The organism is Acinetobacter sp. P8-3-8 (assembly GCF_000214135.1).
Classification (GTDB): Bacteria; Pseudomonadota; Gammaproteobacteria; order Pseudomonadales; family Moraxellaceae; genus Acinetobacter.
The window spans coordinates 1-17,315 of sequence record NZ_AFIE01000037.1 but is presented as its reverse complement, the minus strand read 5'-3'; the positions used below and the strand labels follow the sequence as shown (position 1 = coordinate 17,315).

General features: G+C 37.6%; 19 protein-coding genes. 16 read left to right on the top strand and 3 right to left on the bottom strand.

From position 1 onward, the window contains the following. The first annotated feature begins 81 nt into the window (after positions 1 to 81). The 7 genes from GGG_RS0113725 (at position 82) to GGG_RS0113695 (ending at position 7,065) form a co-directional block, all read left to right on the top strand. On the top strand, positions 82 to 1,086 hold the full coding sequence (locus tag GGG_RS0113725) for a sulfate ABC transporter substrate-binding protein (RefSeq protein ID WP_010115832.1): 1,005 nt from the start codon (positions 82 to 84) through the stop codon (positions 1,084 to 1,086). A gap of 34 nt (positions 1,087 to 1,120) precedes the next feature. Continuing rightward, positions 1,121 to 1,726 (top strand): alpha/beta hydrolase, encoded by a 606-nt coding sequence (locus GGG_RS0113720; RefSeq protein ID WP_010115830.1) that lies wholly within the window; start codon positions 1,121 to 1,123, stop codon positions 1,724 to 1,726. Positions 1,727 to 1,808: 82 nt separating this feature from the next. Further along, on the top strand, positions 1,809 to 2,642 hold the full coding sequence (gene cysT, locus GGG_RS0113715) for a sulfate ABC transporter permease subunit CysT (protein ID WP_010115828.1): 834 nt from the start codon (positions 1,809 to 1,811) through the stop codon (positions 2,640 to 2,642). Beyond that, on the top strand, positions 2,639 to 3,532 hold the full coding sequence (gene cysW, locus GGG_RS0113710; protein WP_010115827.1) for a sulfate ABC transporter permease subunit CysW: 894 nt from the start codon (positions 2,639 to 2,641) through the stop codon (positions 3,530 to 3,532). The genes cysT and cysW overlap by 4 nt, the downstream gene beginning before the upstream one ends. Before the next feature lie 9 nt (positions 3,533 to 3,541). Further along, positions 3,542 to 4,603, top strand: coding sequence for a sulfate/molybdate ABC transporter ATP-binding protein (locus GGG_RS0113705; protein WP_010115826.1), 1,062 nt, complete (start codon positions 3,542 to 3,544; stop codon positions 4,601 to 4,603). A gap of 54 nt (positions 4,604 to 4,657) precedes the next feature. After that, entirely contained in the window at positions 4,658 to 5,587 is a 930-nt protein-coding gene (locus GGG_RS0113700) for a CysB family HTH-type transcriptional regulator (RefSeq protein WP_010115825.1), read from the top strand. A gap of 254 nt (positions 5,588 to 5,841) precedes the next feature. Continuing rightward, a complete protein-coding gene (locus tag GGG_RS0113695; protein WP_010115824.1) occupies positions 5,842 to 7,065 on the top strand; it encodes an outer membrane protein transport protein in 1,224 nt (407 codons plus the stop codon). 154 nt (positions 7,066 to 7,219) lie between these two features. Here the strand turns inward: GGG_RS0113695 and carO are convergent, their stop codons facing one another. Then, complete coding sequence (gene carO / locus GGG_RS0113690; protein WP_010115823.1) at positions 7,220 to 7,963, bottom strand: ornithine uptake porin CarO; 744 nt, start codon at positions 7,961 to 7,963, stop codon at positions 7,220 to 7,222. 305 nt (positions 7,964 to 8,268) lie between these two features. Here carO and dapD point away from each other — a divergent pair, with 305 nt between their 5' ends. The 6 genes from dapD (at position 8,269) to GGG_RS0113660 (ending at position 12,307) form a co-directional block, all read left to right on the top strand. Beyond that, entirely contained in the window at positions 8,269 to 9,090 is an 822-nt protein-coding gene (dapD, locus tag GGG_RS0113685) for a 2,3,4,5-tetrahydropyridine-2,6-dicarboxylate N-succinyltransferase (protein ID WP_010115822.1), read from the top strand. A 97-nt stretch (positions 9,091 to 9,187) separates the two neighbouring features. Next, the gene (queE, locus tag GGG_RS0113680; protein WP_010115819.1) at positions 9,188 to 9,898 is read left to right on the top strand and encodes a 7-carboxy-7-deazaguanine synthase QueE; all 711 of its coding nucleotides are present in this window, start codon (positions 9,188 to 9,190) and stop codon (positions 9,896 to 9,898) included. A 54-nt stretch (positions 9,899 to 9,952) separates the two neighbouring features. Further along, a complete protein-coding gene (gene queC, locus GGG_RS0113675; protein WP_010115817.1) occupies positions 9,953 to 10,621 on the top strand; it encodes a 7-cyano-7-deazaguanine synthase QueC in 669 nt (222 codons plus the stop codon). Positions 10,622 to 10,637: 16 nt separating this feature from the next. Beyond that, the gene (locus GGG_RS0113670) at positions 10,638 to 11,048 is read left to right on the top strand and encodes a hypothetical protein (RefSeq protein WP_010115815.1); all 411 of its coding nucleotides are present in this window, start codon (positions 10,638 to 10,640) and stop codon (positions 11,046 to 11,048) included. A 92-nt stretch (positions 11,049 to 11,140) separates the two neighbouring features. Continuing rightward, the gene (locus GGG_RS0113665) at positions 11,141 to 11,836 is read left to right on the top strand and encodes a diphthine--ammonia ligase (protein ID WP_010115813.1); all 696 of its coding nucleotides are present in this window, start codon (positions 11,141 to 11,143) and stop codon (positions 11,834 to 11,836) included. Positions 11,837 to 11,845: 9 nt separating this feature from the next. Further along, positions 11,846 to 12,307 (top strand): peroxiredoxin, encoded by a 462-nt coding sequence (locus GGG_RS0113660; protein ID WP_010115811.1) that lies wholly within the window; start codon positions 11,846 to 11,848, stop codon positions 12,305 to 12,307. Positions 12,308 to 12,544: 237 nt separating this feature from the next. On the opposite strand, the gene GGG_RS0113655 is transcribed toward GGG_RS0113660, so the two are convergent. Further along, positions 12,545 to 13,144 (bottom strand): LysE/ArgO family amino acid transporter, encoded by a 600-nt coding sequence (locus GGG_RS0113655; RefSeq protein WP_010115810.1) that lies wholly within the window; start codon positions 13,142 to 13,144, stop codon positions 12,545 to 12,547. A gap of 637 nt (positions 13,145 to 13,781) precedes the next feature. Here GGG_RS0113655 and GGG_RS0113650 point away from each other — a divergent pair. Further along, positions 13,782 to 14,672: a LysR family transcriptional regulator ArgP gene (locus tag GGG_RS0113650; protein ID WP_010115808.1), complete on the top strand. Its 891-nt coding sequence runs from the start codon at positions 13,782 to 13,784 to the stop codon at positions 14,670 to 14,672. A gap of 137 nt (positions 14,673 to 14,809) precedes the next feature. On the opposite strand, the gene GGG_RS0113645 is transcribed toward GGG_RS0113650, so the two are convergent. Further along, entirely contained in the window at positions 14,810 to 15,376 is a 567-nt protein-coding gene (locus tag GGG_RS0113645; protein ID WP_010115805.1) for a nicotinate-nicotinamide nucleotide adenylyltransferase, read from the bottom strand. Between the two features lie 106 nt (positions 15,377 to 15,482). Here GGG_RS0113645 and GGG_RS0113640 point away from each other — a divergent pair, with 106 nt between their 5' ends. Together GGG_RS0113640 and GGG_RS0113635 are read left to right on the top strand one after the other, a co-directional pair. Next, complete coding sequence (locus GGG_RS0113640; protein ID WP_010115803.1) at positions 15,483 to 16,283, top strand: enoyl-CoA hydratase; 801 nt, start codon at positions 15,483 to 15,485, stop codon at positions 16,281 to 16,283. A 104-nt stretch (positions 16,284 to 16,387) separates the two neighbouring features. After that, entirely contained in the window at positions 16,388 to 17,146 is a 759-nt protein-coding gene (locus GGG_RS0113635) for a nitroreductase family protein (protein ID WP_010115801.1), read from the top strand. Positions 17,147 to 17,315 lie beyond the last annotated feature (169 nt).

Here is a 17,315-nt window from a genome sequence, read left to right as displayed (position 1 = left end):
TTTTATTATTTTTTACGAATAAAGACTAGCGTTATGCTCACTCCATATTAACGAACTTATGAAAAATTTGGGGATTAAACCATGCAATTTTCAAAATTAAAATTAGCAGTTGTTGCAACGCTTCTTTCTGCTTCTACTTATTCAGTCGCTGCAAAAGACTTTCTAAATGTATCTTACGATCCAACACGTGAATTGTACGATAGTTTTAACAAGCAGTTTGCTGGTTATTGGAAGTCTAAAACAGGTCAAGATATTAACTTTAAACAATCACACGGCGGTTCTGGAAAACAAGCTCGTGCTGTGATTGATGGTTTACAAGCAGATGTCGTGACTTTAGCTCTTGCGGCTGATATTGATGCGATTGCACAGAATACCAACTTATTACCGAAAGATTGGCAAAAGAAATTCCCACAAAACTCGACACCATATACTTCAACAATCGTGTTCCTTGTGCGTAAAGGTAACCCGAAAGCAATTAAAGACTGGGGTGATTTGGTTAAACCAGGTGTAGAGATTGTTACACCAAATCCTAAAACTTCAGGTGGCGCACGTTGGAACTATTTAGCGGCATGGGCTTGGGCAAAACACGCTTATGGTTCTGATGCAAAAGCACAAGAGTTTGTCCGTCAAATTTATAAACAAACCAAAGTTTTAGACTCAGGTGCTCGTGGTTCAACAACCACATTTGCTGAACGTGGTATTGGCGATGTGTTATTGGCTTGGGAAAATGAAGCGTTCTTAGCGACTCGTGAACAACCCGGTAAATTTGAAATCATTACGCCATCACTTTCAATTTTAGCTGAGCCACCTGTAGCGATCGTTGAAAAGAATGCAGCCAAAGACGGTAATTTGAATTTAGCCAAAGCATATTTGAATTACTTGTACTCACCTGCGGGACAAGAAATTGCAGCGAAAAACTTCTATCGTCCACGTAATGCAGCAACCTTGAAAAAGTATGCAACGACTTTCAAACCACTAAAATTAGTCACAATTGATAAAGAGTTTGGTGGTTGGACAAAGGTGCAAAAACAGCATTTTGAAAATAACGGGATATTTGACCAAATCGTTAAGGCAAACAGTAAATAGTCATTAACTAAGAGTCTTGGACAGGAGTGCTCTCATGGTACATACAGTTATTGTTCCCGGTGTTGGCGGAAGTGATAAAACTCACTGGCAATCTTGGTTGGAAAATCAATTACAACACCGTACTCGTGTACAACAGCAAAACTGGAATAAGCCCATTCTTAAACAATGGGTGAAAGAACTGATCAAAGTATTAGAAGCAACGGATGATCAAATTCAAATTGTTGCACATAGCTTTGGTTGTTTAACCAGTCTTGCTGCTTTGAATGAAGCTCCTGAACTCGCTCAAAAAGTTAAAAAACTGATTTTGGTTGCTCCAGCAAATCCTAAGCGTTTCGGCGCAAATGGATTTGCAACGGACAGCATTGGCGATTACCAAAGTTATTTTTATGGCTTAAAAGCACCTGTCCCAACCACAATGCTTATCAGTGAAGATGATCCTTGGTTTGCTTTTGATGAAGTGAATGCGCTTGCAGCAGCTTGGAAAATCAAGCCAATTAATCTTGGAAAAGTTGGACATATTAATGTTGCATCAGGTTTTGGCCCTTTCCCAGAAATTTTCAATTACATCATTTCTGAGAAAAAACATGCTGTTATCAATAAACCTGATATCAAAAAGTTGTTTTTTAAATTTGCATTTTAATTGATGCCTCTTAAGCTTTGCCCAATTCATTTTAATTTTGCTTATTGATTTCAATAAGCTTTCTCTCTTTTGAGGAGTCATCATGTCGCAGCGATCCCGAGTGCTGCCAGGATTTGGTCTTTCACTAGGCTTCACCCTAGCGTATTTATCTTTAATTGTTCTGATTCCATTATCAGCTGTTTTTATCAAATCACTCGGTGTAGGCTGGGATGGTTTTTGGGAAATCATCAGCTCAGAGCGTATTTTAAAATCATTACAACTCAGTTTTAGTACAGCCATCGTTGCGGCTTTGATCAATGTGGTTTTTGGTTTGTTATTAGCTTGGTGCTTAGTTCGTTATTCATTCCCAGGCAAACGTATTGTAGATGCTTTGGTTGATTTACCCTTTGCTCTACCCACCGCAGTTGCAGGTATTGCATTAACTTCGCTATACGCACCTACAGGTTGGATTGGTCAATATCTTGAACCACTTGGAATCAAAGTCGCATATACCCCGATTGGTATTACTTTAGCCTTGATTTTTATTGGTATTCCATTTGTCGTTCGTACTGTACAGCCTGTATTAAGTGATTTGGAAACTGAGTTAGAAGAAGCCGCTTCGGCTCTTGGTGCGAATCGTTTGCAAATCGTGACTAAAATTATCCTACCGATTTTGCTGCCTGCATTATTGACTGGATTTGCATTGGCATTTGCACGTGGTGTTGGAGAATATGGTTCAGTAATTTTCATTGCAGGGAATCAGCCATTTGAAACTGAAATTGCACCATTGATGATTATTTCCCGTTTAGAAGAATATGATTATGCAGGTGCGACCACGATTGCCGTTGTGATGTTGGTTATTTCTTTCTTTATCTTGTTCTTAATTAATTTAGTACAGGCATGGGCAAGTCGCCGCACAGGGAGAACAGCACGATGAGCTTAAATACCAACAGCAATGCCCTAGCCATAAAGTTGCAATCTCGTGATGCAACACGTGAGCCAACTTGGGTTCGTTATACATTAATTACCATTGCCCTAATCTTTTTCTTAAGCTGTTTAATACTGCCATTAATTCTGGTTTTTGTTGAAGCCTTTAAACAAGGTGTATCAGTTTACTTCGAAGCTTTGGTCAATCCTGATACTTTATCAGCAGTCAAATTAACCTTATTAACAGCAGCGATTGCAGTACCATTAAATGTGGTTTTTGGTGTAGCAGCAGCGTGGTGTGTAGCGAAGTTTAACTTCCGTGGAAAATCAATTCTCACCACTATTATTGATACCCCCTTTTCGGTATCTCCTGTTATTGCAGGTTTGATGCTGGTATTGATTTTCGGCTCACAAGGCTGGTTCGGTGGATGGTTAATGGATCATGACATTAAAATCCTGTATGCAACACCTGCCATTGTATTAGCGACTGTATTTATTACCGTACCTTTTGTTGCCCGTGAATTGATTCCTTTAATGGAAGCACAAGGTACAGAGGAAGAAGAAGCTGCAATTGTATTGGGTGCATCAGGTTGGCAAACCTTTTGGAAAGTTACGCTTCCAAATATCAAATGGGGTTTAATTTACGGTGTGATCTTATGTAATGCACGTGCAATGGGTGAGTTTGGTGCGGTATCAGTCGTATCAGGTCACATTCGTGGTGAAACCAACACCCTGCCATTACATGTTGAAATTTTATATAACGAATATACCTTTAGTGCAGCATTTGCAGTGTCTTCACTGTTAGCATTGTTGGCAATTTTCACTTTGATTTTAAAAACATGGGTTGAATTTCGCCAAGAAAAACAAAACCGTGAAAATAAAGAATCTACAATTTCTTAAGGAATGACCATGAGTATTCAAGTTAAAAATATTGAAAAAAACTTCGGTGCATTCCATGCACTTAAAAATATCTCTCTCGATTTTCCAGATGGTCAATTGGTTGCGTTACTTGGTCCATCAGGTTGTGGTAAAACAACACTATTACGTATTATTGCAGGTTTGGAATCGGCAGATCGTGGACAAGTGATTCTTGAAGGAACGGATGCTACCCAAATTCACGTACGTGAACGTCAAGTCGGTTTTGTATTCCAACATTATGCTTTGTTCCGCCATATGACTGTCTATGACAATGTTGCATTCGGTTTGCGTGTACGCCCTCGTGCGACTCGTCCAAATGAAGCTGAAATTAAAAAGCGTGTGACTCGTTTACTGGATTTAGTTCAACTCGGCTTCTTGGCGGATCGTTATCCTGCACAACTTTCAGGTGGACAACGTCAACGTATTGCACTTGCTCGTGCTTTGGCTGTTGAACCTCGTGTTTTACTTTTAGATGAACCTTTTGGCGCACTGGATGCCAAAGTTCGTAAAGAACTGCGCCGTTGGTTACGTACCTTACATGATGAGTTGCATATCACGTCTATATTCGTGACACATGACCAAGAAGAAGCCCTTGAAGTTGCGGATCAGATTGTGGTGATGAATAAAGGTGATATTGAACAAATTGGTTCACCTCGTGAAGTTTATGAAAAACCTGCGACACCGTTTGTATTTGATTTTCTCGGGCAAGCCAATCGTTTTGAAGGTGAAAATCATCAAGGTATTATCCAAATTGGTGAAGATCGTATCCAACTTCCCTCTGCTCGAAATACAGCTGACGGTAAAGTGATCGCCTTTGCTCGCCCAAATGAGTTAAAAATTCATGCACAACCGACTGAAAATGCAATTCAAGCCACTTTTTTACGTGAAGTTTGGATTGCGGGTAAAGTCATGGCAGAATTACAGGATCGTCAAGGACAACTGATTGAAATTGCTTTAAATCCTGAAGAAGCAAAATTACATCAATTTAGACCAAATCAAACTGTTTGGGTAAGTGCATCTACACTTCACCTATTTGAAAATCAAGTCGCATAAACGACGATTGGATGAGCGATTGAATGCTCATCCGCCATTGAGGTATCGAACAAAATGAACTTTCAGCAATTACGCATTATCCGCGAAACAGTTCGTCAAAATTATAATTTAACAGAAGCTTCTGCAGCACTTTACACCTCTCAATCTGGTGTAAGTAAACACATTAAAGACTTGGAAGATGAGTTAGGTGTGCAACTGTTTGTACGTAAAGGTAAACGTCTATTGGGTTTAACTGAACCAGGGCAAGCTTTACTCAGTATTGTTGAACGTATGTTAATTGATGCGGACAATATTAAACGTCTTGCAGATGACTTTAATAAAGTTGATGAGGGGACATTGACGATTGCAACTACACATACCCAAGCTCGATATGTGTTACCACCGATTGTTAATTTGTTTAAAAAAGCATTTCCCAAAGTACATTTGATTCTACAACAAGCCAGCCCTGTTGAAATTTCTGAAATGTTGCTTTTAGGCCTTGCAGATATTGGTATTGCAACTGAATCTTTGACGACCGAAGACAATCTAGGCAGTGTTCCATTTTATAACTGGAAACACAGCATTATTACGCCGCAAGATCATCCTTTAACTAAGATTGATCCTAAAGAGATTACTTTAGAAAAACTTGCTGAATATCCAATCATTACCTATCACGGTGGTTTTACAGGACGTTCAAAGATCGATAAAGCCTTTGAAGAAGCCCATCTTGATGTTGATATTGTAATGTCTGCACTCGATGCCGATGTAATCAAAACCTATGTAGAACTTGGCATGGGGGTCGGTATTGTCAATGACGTGGCTTATGACTTAGAACGTGACCATCGTTTAAAACAAATCAATACTGATATTTTTGGTTTAAACACTACATGGATTGCTGTGCGCAAAGGTCACTTACTCCGTGGTTATGGTTATGAATTTATTTCACTGTGCTCTCCTGAAGCAGATATTAAAGCGTTAAAGAAAATTGCTTATCCTGATGACTAGTTAAAAAGGCTGACTTCACAATCTAAATTTTAATGTTTAGTAAAAATTAAAAATAAGGGGCTTCTGCCCCTTTTTGCTATAAATACATGATAAAACTCGCAGTTTTTATTGACAAAAAAATACAGAACAGATCAAATGTAGAAAAATTAGCCATTTTGTTTAATTCTTCATTTTTACTATTATTTATGATCGGATTCAACAAATAGTCAAAAATCACCAAGCAAATCTACTTAATTATGGGTTTGGGAGGATATATGAAAACACCTTTTTTAAAAATTGCACTGGGTAGTAGCTTTATTATTCCTATTTTCAGCTACGCGGCAGCAATAGAAAAATCTGATCAATCCATTTTACCTTTTTTAGAATCAAATAATTATGTAGAACTTTCATATGCTGAACTATATGCCGATGTTTCGGGACAAGTCCAAAATCAGCAAGCACTACAACAAATAGGGGTACATGATTTTTCGACTGGAAACCTCGTCGATGACTATCATTTCGTCAATGCGACAGCGAAACTCCAAATTCATCCACAAATTTCCTTTGGTGTTATTTACGACCAACCCTATGGTGTAGATCTAAGTTATGACTACCGCCCACAATCCAATTTTGGACGGCAAACCATCGAATCGACTCACTTAAATTTTAAAAGTGAAAACCTTTCGATGCTTGTTGGATATCAACCGACTTTAAACTGGAATATTTATACAGGCGCTGTTTATCAACAGTTTGAAGGGGAACTTGATGTTTTTGGGCCAAGTTACTCTGTTATGAGTGGTTATCAAGCCAAATTTAAAGAGAGCTCAGGTCATGGCTGGTTAGCTGGTTTAAGTTATCAAATTCCAGAATATGCTTTAAAAACTGCAATCACCTATCGCTCTAAAATCAAACACCAATCGGCTGTAACTGAAGATATTTTCGATCAAGCTTTGAGTGTTATTCCTTCAGCTAAAACAGACATCACCACACCACAATCTGTCAGTTTAGATTTTCAGACAGGTTTAACGCCTAAAAATGTGCTCTATAGCAGTTTAAGATGGGTCAATTGGAAAGATTTTGAAATTCAACCTCGGCAGTTTGGTGCAGTAGTCGATTTGGCTGTTCAGCAATATCCAGATTTGATCAAACCGTTTAATTTAATTGATTACAATACAGATCAATGGTCTGCGAAATTAGGACTTGCTCATCAATTTGCTGATCGTTGGTTAGGCTTAACAGATGTTTCTTGGGATTCTGGAGCTGGTAATCCAGCCAGCACCGTCAACCCATCTGATGGATTTTATGCATTGGGTTTAGCGGGTTTATACAAGTTCCATAAAAATAGTTTTATTGCCTATGGATTAAAATATTTCAAATTTAATAAAGCGGATGTTAAAAAACTCGATACCACCAATGCCATTACTCAAAATGGAACATTATCAGCAGTTTCAAATAACAATGCTTTTGCACATGGGATTAAAATAGGCTATTTCTTTTAAATTTCTTTTAAGATGAAATGATTAAAAAATAGAACTAAATGATGATCCAATTATGTTATGGCAAAGCAAATTTATTGCAATAATTTAACTGCAATAAAATCTTTACAAAATAAAAAACGAGCCGAAGCTCGTTTTTTATTTGATTTTAAATCAATTACCAGTGGTAACTTACACCAACTTTACCTACTGGTAACCATTTGTATTTGTCTTTGTCATTGATTTTTTGCTCTAAACGATCAGCAGCATAAGCACCTGAAGTTGTACCACCAACTTCTTGTAAACCTGTTGCTGTTAAGTCAGCAGATGGGCTACCTGTATAGTAAGCACCGACTTCACCGAATAAGCCCCAGTTTTTATTGATTTTTGGTGCAATACCAAAACCTAGGTATGGAGCAATTTGGTTATCATAATCTACTGACCCTTTGATGCTACCTTCACCTGTTGGTGCATTGTAGTTTTTACCATCAATTTTGAGTGTGTCATTGCTGTTATGTAAAGATTTTTTCAAATCATATTTACTATCAACATAACCTACACCGGCAGCAACGTATAGACCTTGAACCCATCTGTTCGGACTTGTACCCCAAGGACGAATTTCAGCATTCAAATAAGTCAAGTTGTTGTCCATATCCATGTCGTATTTAGTGCCATCGATAGATAAATCGTCTGACCAAGAAATATCGCCACCGTTATAACCTAGAGCCAAACCTACATATGGGTTTGCAGTCCAAAGTAAAGCACCACCATAACCTGTCGTACCTACTTCAAGACGAGCGCCAGTAGGAATCAATTGATTTGCCTCAAATACGCGACCTTGATCTACAACGGTTTCATCTGCCATTGCCAAAGTAGAAGCAGAAAAGGCAACAGTAAGCGCAGCTAGTTTTAACACTTTCATTTATATCTCCTCAAAAATAGAGTTTGTTCTTTAATCGTTCATGTGTTTAGACTCAGGAGCATCATATTTTATTTGCTCTTCACAATTAATAGCTAAATTGATTGGTTTTTGTTATTTTTTGATACAAATGAATATAAATTGTTGCTTTTAAACAAGTTGACATTAAGAAAATCTTAGCGATCAATTATTTAAGCTTAAGTCCTTTTAAAGTTTAAGATTAGTTTTTCCGATTGAAACTAGTTTTTATCTCTAATTTAACTCCAATTTAGTGTAGAATCTTTAAAAATTTTTTGGGAAGGAAGATTATGTCTCAGCTTTCAACGATCATTGAACAAGCGTTTGAAAATCGTGCCAACTTTACTGCTGCGGATTGCCCAGCTGAAGTTCGCCAAGCTGTTGAAGAAGCCATTGCTGCTTTAGATAATGGTACACTTCGTGTAGCTGAAAAAATTGATGGTGAATGGATTGTTCATCAATGGTTGAAAAAAGCGGTGTTGTTGTCATTTAAATTAAATGACAACAAACCAATTGAGTCATGCGATCTTCGTTTCTACGACAAAGTAGACACTAAATTTACAGGCTGGACTGATGCTCAGTTTAAAGCTGCTGGTGTACGTGTTGTACCCCCTGCTGTTGCTCGTAAAGGTAGCTTCCAAGCAAAAAATGTGGTGTTAATGCCATCTTATGTCAACATTGGTGCTTATGTAGATGAAGGCACAATGGTTGATACATGGGCAACTGTTGGTTCATGTGCGCAAATTGGTAAAAACGTTCATCTTTCTGGCGGTGTAGGTATTGGTGGCGTACTTGAACCACTTCAAGCCAACCCAACCATTATTGAAGACAACTGCTTTATCGGTGCACGTTCTGAAATTGTTGAAGGCGTAATCGTTGAAGAAGGTTCTGTGATTTCAATGGGCGTGTTTATTGGTCAATCAACTAAGATTTATGACCGTGCAACAGGTGAAATCCATTATGGTCGTGTACCTGCGGGTTCTGTTGTTGTTGCTGGTAGCCTCCCTTCTAAATGCGGTACTTACAGTCTTTATGCTGCAATTATCGTGAAAAAAGTAGATGCTCAAACTCGTGCAAAAACAAGTTTGAATGATCTTCTTCGCGAAGACTAAGTTTTAATTTATTCATTGCGGAACTTTAGTCATTCCTCATCTCTACGTTCATCACTGAGCGTAGAGATTTTTCATTTTGTAAACTGTGGTAAATGTTATGAACTCTCTCCGAACTTCTACTATTCCTGTTTCTGATCCGTCTGCGGGGCTACGTATTACGGAGATTTTCTATTCTCTACAAGGTGAAGCCAATGCAGCAGGATTACCGACTGTTTTTATTCGATTAACAGGTTGTCCGTTGCGTTGTACCTACTGCGATACCACTTATTCTTTTGAAGGTGGTGAACGTCAATCTTTAGATCAAATTATTCAAACGACTTTAGATTACAAAACACCTTATATTTGTGTAACAGGTGGCGAACCCCTTGCACAACCCAATGCCTTGCATTTATTGCAACGTTTAGCAGACCTAGGCTGTGACGTTTCATTAGAAACCAGTGGCGCTTTAGATGTATCTAAAGTTGACTCACGTATTTCAAAAGTATTGGATTTAAAAACACCCACTTCTGGTGAAGTCGCACGTAATTTGCTCAGTAATCTTGATCATCTAACTCAACATGATCAAATCAAATTTGTCATTTGTAATCGTGAAGACTATGAATGGTCTAAACAGCAAGTTGAGCAATATGCTTTAAATGACAAAGTCAGCACAGTATGGTTCTCCCCTGCTTTTGCTGTAGAAAAAGGCGTTGTGCGTTTACCACAAATTGCACGTGATTTAGCACAATGGATTTTAGACGATCATCTCCCTGTTCGTTTTCAGTTGCAATTACATAAATTGCTTTGGAATGACGAAACTGGTCGTTAATTTCCTCATTATCCTAACCATCCTCATTTTATAAATTTTTCGGAGACTGTGAATATGCGCCCTCGTGCCATTGTCTTATTATCTGGCGGTTTAGACTCAACAACTTGTTTGGCTTGGGCGCAAGCAAACTACGAATGTATTGCTCTCAGTTTCATGTATGGTCAACGTTCTACCACTGAACTTGATGCAGCACGTGCATTAACTAAACGTGCTGGTGTTGAACATCGTGTGATCAATATTGATTTGGGTAACTTAGGTGGTTCTGCACTTACAGACCATAACATTGAAGTACCTGATCATGAAACTGATGGTATTCCTGTAACTTATGTTCCAGCACGTAACACCATTTTCTTATCTTATGCACTTGCTGCTGCTGAAGTTTTTGATGCTCAAGCAATCGTCATTGGTATCAATGCTGTTGATTATTCAGGATATCCTGACTGTCGTCCTGAGTTTATCGAAGCTTTTGCCAACATGGCTCGCCTTGCAACCAAAGTCGGCGTTGAAGGGAAACCTCTTAAATTTGAAACACCTCTGTTACATTTATCCAAAGCGAATATAATACGCTTAGGCTTGGAACATGGCGTAGACTATAGCCAAACGGTTTCATGCTACCAAGCAGATGACCAAGGACGTGCTTGCGGTAAATGCGATAGCTGCCGTCTTCGTAAAGAAGGCTTTATGGATGCAGGTGTCGTAGATCCAACACGTTATATCGCGTAATAACAAGGTACAGTTTATGAAAAACTTAAAATCGGGTCTTCTTCTTTCTTCAATGTTTTCAATTGCTGCAATGATGGGTTCTGCTGCTCAAGCTGCTGATGCAAACCCACTTCAACAAGCGTATAAAAGTACCAATGTAAAATCAGCATTAGTCAATGTATGTAAAACAGAAACAGCAAAAGGTGGAAAATTAAGCAGTGCTGAAGTGAGCAAGTTCTGCTCATGCCAAATTGATGCTCAAGGTAAAGTGACTGAAGCTCAAAAGTGGGAAATTCAAAGTGCTATAAACCAAAAGAAAAACCCTTCAAGCTTAGCTTTTGTTCAACAACAAAATGCATCGCTTAAAACTTGTTTTGGCCCACAACTTACAAGTAAATTAGAAACACTTACTCAAGCAGCAATGAAAGCTGCACAAGCGAAAAAATAATTTTATTGCAATGATTAAGCCTGCTTTACGCAGGCTTTTTTAGCACTTTACTTTGAAAACCTTTAGAAATTTATAGAACCTCATAGAAAATCATGCAAAGTCAGTGGAACACCCTTCATCCAAATAAACAAAAATGCATTGCTTCTTATAGTGGTGGAAAAGATAGCAGTCTTGCGCTTTATTATGCTTTGCAACAAGGTCAGCCCATCTCATTAATGGTGATGCTCGAAGAACAAGGTTTAAGATCACGCTCACATGCAATGCCTTTAGAGATTATTCATGCTCAAGCTAAGGCAATTGGCTTACCCATTTTAAAAGCTTCGGCAACTTGGGCGAACTATGAAACAGCATTTGTTGATTTACTTGTTCAAGCTAAGCAACTCGGCGCAGAAGTATTAGTCACTGGCGATATTGACTTGATCGCTCATGCTGAATGGAACCAAGCGGTTTGTAATCGTAGTGATTTAAAATTGTATATGCCGCTATGGCAAAAACCACGTTTAGAGATTGTACATGAGCTTATCGCACTTGGATTTGAATGTATGATCGTGACTGTAAATTTAAATTTAGGCATGTCTATTGCAGACTTAGGGCGGATTTTAACCCTTGATTATGTAGAGGAATTGCTTGCGCGAAATATTGACCCTTGTGGTGAAGCAGGTGAATTTCATACTACAGTGATTGATGCACCTATTTTTAAAAGACCACTTTCGGTACGTAAAGGTGATATTCTATATCACGAAAATTATGCCTTTTTAGCACTTGAATTAAACCATGATGACCTTTAAGGATGAATAATGACTGAAACAATTCAACTTCCGAATCAAAGCTTTCCAGCAACAACAGGTGAAATTAACCTGACTGAAATTCCGACAGAATGGCTGGTTTTGTATTTTTATCCAAAAGACTCTACACCTGGTTGCACAACCCAAGCTGTTGGTTTTTCATGCTTAAAAGATCAGTTTGATGCTTTGCATACAACAATTATTGGTGTGTCACGTGACTCAGTCAAAGCGCATCAAAACTTTACCGAAAAACAATCACTGACCATTAACTTGATCAGTGATAAAGAAGAAGTTTTGTGTAAACACTTTGATGTGATTAAAGAAAAAAATATGTACGGTAAGAAAGTGATGGGCATCGAACGCTCAACCTTTATTTACCATAATGGTCAGTTAGTGAAAGAATACCGCAAAGTAAAAGCTGCTGGTCATGCAGAACAAGTTTTAGAAGACTTAAAAGCACTTCAGGCAGGTTAATGGCAGTCAGTTAAGAGTAATTTAGTAGTTACTCATCTAAGAATCTCCCCTAACCCCTCTTTGAGAAAGAGGGGAACTATTGAGAATTTAAAAAGGCTTAACTGATCAGCATTACTTCAAGCAGGTTAATTTCCCTGCTTTTAAATTAAAAAATTAAATCAAAAGCCAATCAGGCTTTTGATTTTATTATTCAAAGTTTCAACTAACAACAAATAAAGCCAATTAGTTTCGATAGCCTTAGACAATCAATGAAGTCGCAATTCCCCACATCACAAAACCGATAATAAAATCTAGAATTTTCCAAGATTTAGCACTTTTAAAAACGGGCAATAGAAAGCGAGCGCCAAAGCCCAAAGCAAAGAAGAAAATCCAAGAAGCAGTGATTGCACCTAAAGCAAACTGAAGCTTAGCATGCTCAAATTGTGTTGAAATCGAACCAATTAAAACCACAGTATCCAAATAAACATGCGGATTTAGCCAAGTTAATGCTAAACAGATCAACACCATTTTCAAAAGCTTAGATTCATCTTTCTCACTTGGCAATAAATTAGTCGTTGCTGTGAATGCCTTATAAAAATGCTGCGCACCATAAAAGAATAGAAATGTTGCACCTAAATATTTCGCCCATTCCACCAATTCAGGGTTGGTTTGCATAACTTTGGAAAAACCAAGTACGCCCAATAAAATCAGGATCGAATCAGAGGCAATGCACACCATACAAATCCAAAAAACATATTGTTTTTTCAAGCCTTGTTTGAGTACAAAAGCATTCTGCGCACCAATCGCCATGATTAAACTCATCCCGATGGCAAAACCTTGCATATAACTTTGCAACATGATGAAACTACACTTTTAATTGATTTAAATAATTGTGCTATTATCCAAGATAAAGTTATAAAATGAGTATTTCTAAATAAATATCAACTTAACTAAGTTTTTCTTAGCTTATGGTTTTTCTTAGCTTATGGTTTTTCTTAGTTTATGGTTTTTAAGCTTTGATAATACTTGGTTTTATGATCATGGTTTTATTTTAGTAACTGATGTTACCCAGTAACTCTAAAATTAAACGTTGGAGCTAGAAGAATGTTGATACGCGAAAACGTCATCCGCAATTGTTTGAGGCAGGACTTCTTCTAATAAGTAAAGTTTCTGCGAAACTTTGAATATTTTGACGAGAGTGAACGAGTTCTGCGGATGACAATGGTTTTGGGTACTTTTGCCAAAACAAAAGTACCTCGAGCCGAAGGCTATTCCCTAAATTTAAACTTTGGATGCAAGGCTCTGTAGTGTAAATTTAGCTTTTTCTTTTCACCTACTTAATTTAAATCAAGTGCGTAACATCAGATAGTAATTAAGACATTCATAGCCTTGATGGCTGATTTGATATTCTTACTTTAACCATTTGGCAATCGTGTTTTATGCAATAGAATTTTATGAGTTTGATTAATCACTATATTTGAATCGGGACATCTCTATGCTGCAAAGTAAACACAGTGAAGCTTTTTTAGCCGTTGCAGAAACAGGGAGTTTCGAATTGGCAGCTGCACGACTCAATATCACAGCTTCTGCGGTAACGCTCAGATTACAGACTTTAGAAAAGCAACTTGGACAAGTGCTGATCATTCGAGAAAGACCCTGTAAAGTGACGCAATCAGGTCAAGAAGTTCTGCTTTTTCTACAGCATCATCGCCTCATGGAACAGAATTTAATTCAAAACTTACAAGGACAACGCTCGAATTCACAATTTTTTAAACTGAATATTGCATCCAATGCAGATTCATTAGCAACATGGCTCTTGCCTAGTATTCAAAAAACACTCATTGAAGAAAAAATTGTGATTGATTTGAAAATTGATGATCAATCTCAAACACATCATCTCCTTGAAGCGGGTTTGGTCAATGCCTGTATTTCAACAGAATTCAGTCCAATGAAAGGCTGTGAAGCAACTCTTTTAGGTAAAATGTCGTATCGTATGGTTGCAACACCACAATTTATTCAGCATTATTTTCAGAATGGCATACATCGTAATGCTTTAAGAAATACACCAACCGTTATTTTTAATGATAAAGATCATGTTCATATACAAACTATACAACGCCTTTACGGTCTAACTGCCAATATGTATCCATGTCATTACATTCCATCTTCCACCGCATTTGTTGAAGCGATTTTGCTTCATTTAGGCTATGGCATGGTGCCGGATTTACAAGTTGAAAATGAATTAGCCAGCGGAAAACTGATAGAAATCATGCCTGAAGCAGGACTTGAACTTGAATTGTATTGGCATCACTGGAAACAACAATCTAGCCAGCTAGAGTCTTTAACGAAAACCTTGATTGAACAAACTCAACTGATTTTAAGTTAATCGCTATAGGCTATAGAATGTTGATTGCAATTGAATAGCGTTGCTTGATACTTCTATCAGTGACTTTATTTTTAGACCAATAAATGAATAGACTCAAAATAAGTAAAACATGAAGTATCAATGCAACGATTAACAACTTAAAGATTAGATTTATCCTGAGTTTGGAATTTATGCTTCAATTGCTGATACATCTCAGTTTGTTGAAATTTTTCTAAAAACTCTGCTGTACCCAGTGGAAATTCAGCTTGTCGAATTTCACCCTGATAATAAGCTTCACGCAATGGCGTCGCCGAGATCGAACCAACTAGACTTTCTAACTCAACCATTTTCCATTCAGGGAAAAGTTGTAAATAATAAGATGAATCATCTTTAAAATGTCCAATCAAACCAACTTTGTCTTCTGGTTTAACCACACCTTCAACCAGCGATTTGACCAATTCCACCCATTTAACATCATTATAAACATCAATCACATGCACAAAATGAATACGTTGTTGATCTGCTTCTGAAAAATTAGATAAGATCATTTGTTCACGTTCTTTTGCAAGGAACGGATTTTTAATATTGCGCTCATCCTGTGCAGAACCCAGTGCTAAAATCACATACTGACTCTGTTGCAATGCTATTTTAATCGTTTGCATATGTGCTAAATGGAAGGGTTGAAAGCGACCAATGTAAACGAGATAATCAAATGTATATTTCATAGCAGATCTAACTTTTTTATGAACTGACCAGTCTGTGTCGAATTTTAAATTATGCGACATAATAAAGGCGTAGAGTTCAATTAATTTATAAAGCAAGGATAGTACGATGACACTTAGTTGTATTCAACAACCACATGAACATTTGAATGCGAATTTAGACAATGGCGTGCTGACTTTAGCCATTAACCGACCAAAGGCAAAGAATGCTTTATACGGTGAACTTTATCTATGGATTGCAAAAGCTTTTGATGAAGCCGATCAAGATAAAGATGTACGTGTTGTCATTTTACGTGGTGAAGATGCGGATTTCAGTGCGGGGAATGACATGCAAGATTTCATGGCATTCATTCAAACACCGCTTGAAGGTAAAGAAGGTGACGGTCCTCCTTTCGTTGTTTTAAAAGCTGCTGCTCGTCTATCTAAGCCTTTAATCTGTGCGGTTCGTGGTGTTGCAATTGGCATTGGTGTAACGATTTTGCTTCATGCTGACCTTGTGTATAGCGATAACACTGCCCTATTCCAAATTCCGTTTGTAAGCTTAGGTCTTTCTCCTGAAGGTGCTTCGAGTAAATTGTTAATTCAACAAGCGGGCTATCATAAAGCAGCTGAATTATTGCTTACTGCACAGAAATTTAACAGTGAAAAAGCGTTGAATGCAGGTATTGTAAATAGCATTGAAGAAGATGTTTATGCACATGCCTTAAAACAAGCACAGACTTTAGCAGCGTTACCACTTGCGTCTTTAAAACAAACTAAAGCATTGATGAAACACAATCTTCAAGAAATTATTGATTGTATTGATGATGAAGCGGTAGTATTTATGCAACGTGTAAAATCACCTGAAATGGCGGAAGCTGTTGCAGCATTTATGCAAAAACGCAAACCTGATTTTGCTCAATTTAACTAATCGTTGAATTGAAAATAACAGACCACTTAGCAATCAACACGAAGGCTAAGTGGTTTTTTAGTTTAAAACAAACCCATTATTTTTATTAGAATGAGAGAATGACAATGTCACAAGATGCTCAACCTAAAAAACGTTATTACGAAGCTGCTCCACAAGATATCGATGTTGAGAATTTTAGAAAAGTGGTAGAAAGCCGCCGATCTGTACGTAAATTTACCGATAAGCTGATACCTGCTGAAACTTTAGATGCATGTTTAGACTTAGCTTTGCTTGCACCAAACTCATCGAATTTACAGCCGTGGACATTTTATGTCGTTCAATCACAACCGAAAAAGAAACGTTTAGTGAAAGCATGCTTAAACCAGTTTGCTGCAAGAACTGCTGCTGAGCTCATTGTTTGTGTTGCACGTACTGACCGTATTGATGAAATGGCTCAAAATAATATCAATGAGTTCCCTTTCCCTGAAATCCCACCTTTAGTTAAAAGATACTATCGTTTTATTCCTTATAACTATAAAACAGGTTATTTAAATGCCTTAGGTAACTTTAAGAAAGTTGCTTTCAAAGTAGCACGTCAATTTGATAAACAGCTTCCTGTGACAGCTTATACCCCTGCGGACGCCAAACTTTGGGCAACCAAAACAACTGCTTTAGCATGTGAAAATCTCGTATTGGCATTACGTGCTTACGGTTTTGACAGTTGTATGATGGAAGGATTTGATGAGCCGATGGTGCGTAAAATCTTGAATTTAAATGCAGATGAATATCCAGTGATGGTCGTTGCTGCTGGTGAACGCGCTGAAGATGGTGTTTTCTATCCACAATATCGTTTTGATCGTAATCTATTTATTCAAAAGGTTTAAAATTATTAAACTCCCTCGTCTTTTATAAAGAATAGAAAAGGAGCTTAGGAAGTAAACATATTTAAATTATATGCTAACTTCCTAGGGTCTGTTGACATTTGTTGGCTAAAAAATAGCGAGATAGTAAAATTAAATCGCCAAACCCAATTTTACCCTCGCTATGCCTCTT